This is a genomic window from Bradyrhizobium sp. UFLA01-814, assembly GCF_046718885.1.
GTDB classification, from domain to species: Bacteria; Pseudomonadota; Alphaproteobacteria; order Rhizobiales; family Xanthobacteraceae; genus Bradyrhizobium; species Bradyrhizobium elkanii.
Map to the genome: position 1 here is coordinate 1 of NZ_JAQOSR010000331.1, position 3,436 is coordinate 3,436.

Below are 3,436 nucleotides of genomic sequence, written 5' to 3' on the forward strand. Positions count from 1 at the left end.
TCGCCGACATGATGGAGCGGGAATGAGCAAATCGTGTGTGGCGACGAATGGACGCCGGTAGATGGACAAATCGCGTTGCAGTCGACAGGCGTCTAAGAAACCCCGAAGAACTGGCAAACAGTCACCGAGCCGGGGTAAGACTGCTGCCCACCACCGCTTGCAAGATCAGTCGATCGACGGGTTGACACTCCCGATCGGGACTCACATCGCAAAATGTCGTGGAATATCGCGTATTTGGCGCTCCCTAGGGGAATCGAACCCCTGTTTCAGCCTTGAGAGGGCCGCGTCCTAACCGCTAGACGAAGGGAGCGTTGAGAGGCAAGGCAATAGCCTCGAAATCCGGCGGCCGCAAGATGCCTTGTGCGTTGCGGCGGGGATTTTGTCGGCCATGCTTTACGAATGTCCCCGGGGGCATCCGGTGTCATACTTCCGGATTCCGGGTTCATCGCTGCGCGATGCCCCCAGGTGCGCAATTGCGCACAGGGGAATGACGGTGTCAGACGAGACGGTGCTGGGCGAGATGCCGCGCTTGCTTGCCCGAGCGCATCGCACCTGCACGCTACAGTGGCACCGCCCTCGCGATTGCATGATGGCCACCCTGAGATGTCATGTCTTGATCGTGCACGGCCCTGCTTTCGCCAAATGGCAATGCAAAACACCTGTCTGTGAAGTCATCCGACGCCGAGCTCTGTTAACATCGCAGCCCTTCACCATGCTGCGCCCCGCACGGCGCCGGACAAGCAAGAGGAGTGCTTGGAACAAAGCGCAAGCGCTTGACGGCCTTGGCGCACGGCAAATTTGGCTCACGAATATCTTGGCACAACAAACATCAGCGCGGTCGCAGGCGATGGAAGACGTTCCACACCTCGCGCCGCACAGGTCAATAGCTTAGGCAGAGCGAGGACAGACCATGATCAAACTAAAAATCAACGGCCAGGAACAGAATTGGGACGGCGACCCGGATCTTTCGCTGCTGTGGTATCTCCGTGACGAAGCAGGCCTCACGGGCACCAAGTTCGGCTGCGGCCAGGCGCTGTGCGGCGCCTGCACCGTGATCGTCGACAAGGAGGCGGTCCGCGCCTGCATCACCTCGGTGTCCGACGTCGTCGGCCGCGAGGTCACCACCATCGAGGGGCTGCATCCGACCGGCGACCATCCGGTGCAGAAAGCCTGGCGCCAAGTCAACGTGCCGCAGTGCGGCTACTGCCAGGCCGGCCAGATCATGCAGGCCGCGGCGCTGCTGGACCAGAACCCGAAGCCCAGCCACGACCAGATCCGCGAAGCCATGGCGGGCAATATCTGCCGCTGCGGCTGCTACCAGCGGATCGAGAATGCCGTCCATCTCGCATCGACGGGGGTGTGACATGAATATCCGCACCAATCCCAGCAAGCTTCGCGGCTTCGAGAAGCACGTGAAGGTCGAGAACGTTTCGCGCCGCAGCATCCTCAAGGGGCTCGGCATCGCCGGCTCTTTCGTGCTCGCCGCGCCCGTGATGACGCGCCAGGCGTTCGCCTATGAGACCGGCGCCGGCAAGATGCCGCACGGCGTCGTGGTCGATCCGCGCGTGTTCGTCGCGATCGCCCCCGACGGCATCGTCACCATCCTGGCGCACCGCTCCGAGATGGGCACCGGCGTGCGCACCAGCCTGCCCTTGATCGTCGCCGAGGAAATGGAGGCCGACTGGTCGCGCGTCCATGTCCAGCAGGCGCATGGCGACGAGGTCAAGTTCGGCAACCAGGACACCGACGGCTCGCGCAGCACGCGGCATTATCTGATCCCGATGCGCCAGATCGGCGCCTCGGCGCGCTCGATGCTGGAAGCCGCCGCCGCCAAAAAATGGGGCGTGCCGGTGACCGAAGTGAAAGCGCAGAACCATGAGGTGGTGCACAGCGCGAGCGGCCGGAAGGCTGGCTTCGGCGAACTCGCGGCCGACGCCGCGAAAGAATCGGTGCCGAGCGTCGAGGGCCTCAAGCTGAAGGACCCCAAGGACTTCCGCTATCTCGGCAAGGGCCAGGTCTCGATCGTCGACCTGCACGACATCACCACCGGCAAGGCGCATTACGGCGCCGATGTCCGGCTGCCCGGCCTGAAATATGCCGTCATCGCCCGTCCGCCGGTCACCGGCGGCAAGCTCAAATCGTTCGACGACAGCGCGGCCAAGAAGGTGCCGGGCGTCGAGAAGGTGATGGAGGTCAAGGGCTGGCCCTGGCCGTCCAAGTTCCAGCCGCTCGGCGGCGTGGCCGTGATCGCGCGCAACACCGGAGCCGCGATCAAGGGCCGCGACGCGCTGAAGATCGTCTGGGACGACGGCGCCAACGCCAAATACGACTCCGTCACCTATCGTGCCTCGCTGGAGGAAGCCGCGCGAAAGCCCGGCCTCGTGGTGCGCAAGGAAGGCGACGCCGATGCGGCGCTGAAGAGCGCCGACAAGGTGATAACCGGCGAATATTATCTGCCGCATCTCGCCCATGTCAGCATGGAGCCGCCGGTCGCGGTTGCCGACGTCAAGGGCGACAAGGCCACGATCTGGGCGCCGGTGCAGAGCCCCGGCGGCACCCGCGAGGATGTCGCCAAGACGCTCGGCATCCCCGAGGACAATGTCACCGTCAACGTGACGCTGCTCGGCGGCGGCTTCGGCCGCAAGTCGAAATGCGACTTCGCGCTCGAGGCGGCATTGCTGTCGAAGGAGCTCGGCGCGCCGGTCAAGGTGCAGTGGACCCGTGAGGACGACGTCCATCACGACTTCCTGCACACGGTATCGGTGGAACGGATCGAGGCCGGTCTCGACAAGAGCGGCAAGGTGATTGCGTGGCGGCACCGCAGCGTGGCGCCAACGATCGCCTCGACCTTCGCCGCCGGCGCCAATCACGAGGCGCCGTTCGAGCTCGGCATGGGCCTGATCGACAACCCGTTCGAGATCGCCAACCTGCAGTGCGAGAACCCGGAAGCGGCCGCGTTCACGCGGATCGGCTGGTTCCGCTCGGTCTCCAACATCCCGCGCGCCTTCGCGGTGCAATCCATGGTCGGGGAAATCGCGCATGCAACGGGCCGCGACCAGAAGGAGATGCTGCTGGAGCTGATCGGAAGCCCGCGGATCGTCAACCTGTCCTCGGTGAAGGATCCCTGGAACTACGGCGAGCCCTATGACAGCTACCCGATCGACACCGCGCGCTTACGCAAGGTCGTCGAGCTGGTCGCCGAAAAGGGCGAGTGGGGCCGCAAGGTGCCGAAGGGCCACGGCCTCGGCATCGCGGTGCACCGCTCGTTCGTCAGCTACATCGCGACCATCGTCGAGGTGGCGGTCGACGACAAGGGCAAGTTCTCGGTGCCGCGGGTCGATACCGCGATCGATTGCGGTACCTATGTCAATCCGGAGCGGATCCACTCGCAGATCGAGGGTGCCGCGATCATGGGGCTGAGTCTGGCCAAATACGG

2 protein-coding genes and 1 tRNA gene are annotated in these 3,436 nt (G+C 64.3%); 2 read left to right on the plus strand and 1 reads right to left on the minus strand.

What is annotated here, in order from left to right:
- Nucleotides 1-235: 235 nt before the first annotated feature.
- Nucleotides 236-310, minus strand: a tRNA-Glu gene (locus PMN64_RS42460).
- A gap of 600 nt (nt 311-910) precedes the next feature.
- Here PMN64_RS42460 and PMN64_RS42465 point away from each other — a divergent pair.
- Nucleotides 911-1,363 (plus strand): (2Fe-2S)-binding protein, encoded by a 453-nt coding sequence (locus PMN64_RS42465; RefSeq protein ID WP_028333166.1) that lies wholly within the window; start codon nt 911-913, stop codon nt 1,361-1,363.
- Between the two features lies 1 nt (nt 1,364).
- The coding region (locus tag PMN64_RS42470) for a molybdopterin cofactor-binding domain-containing protein (protein ID WP_411785062.1) at nt 1,365-3,436 on the plus strand (2,072 nt) is incomplete at its 3' end.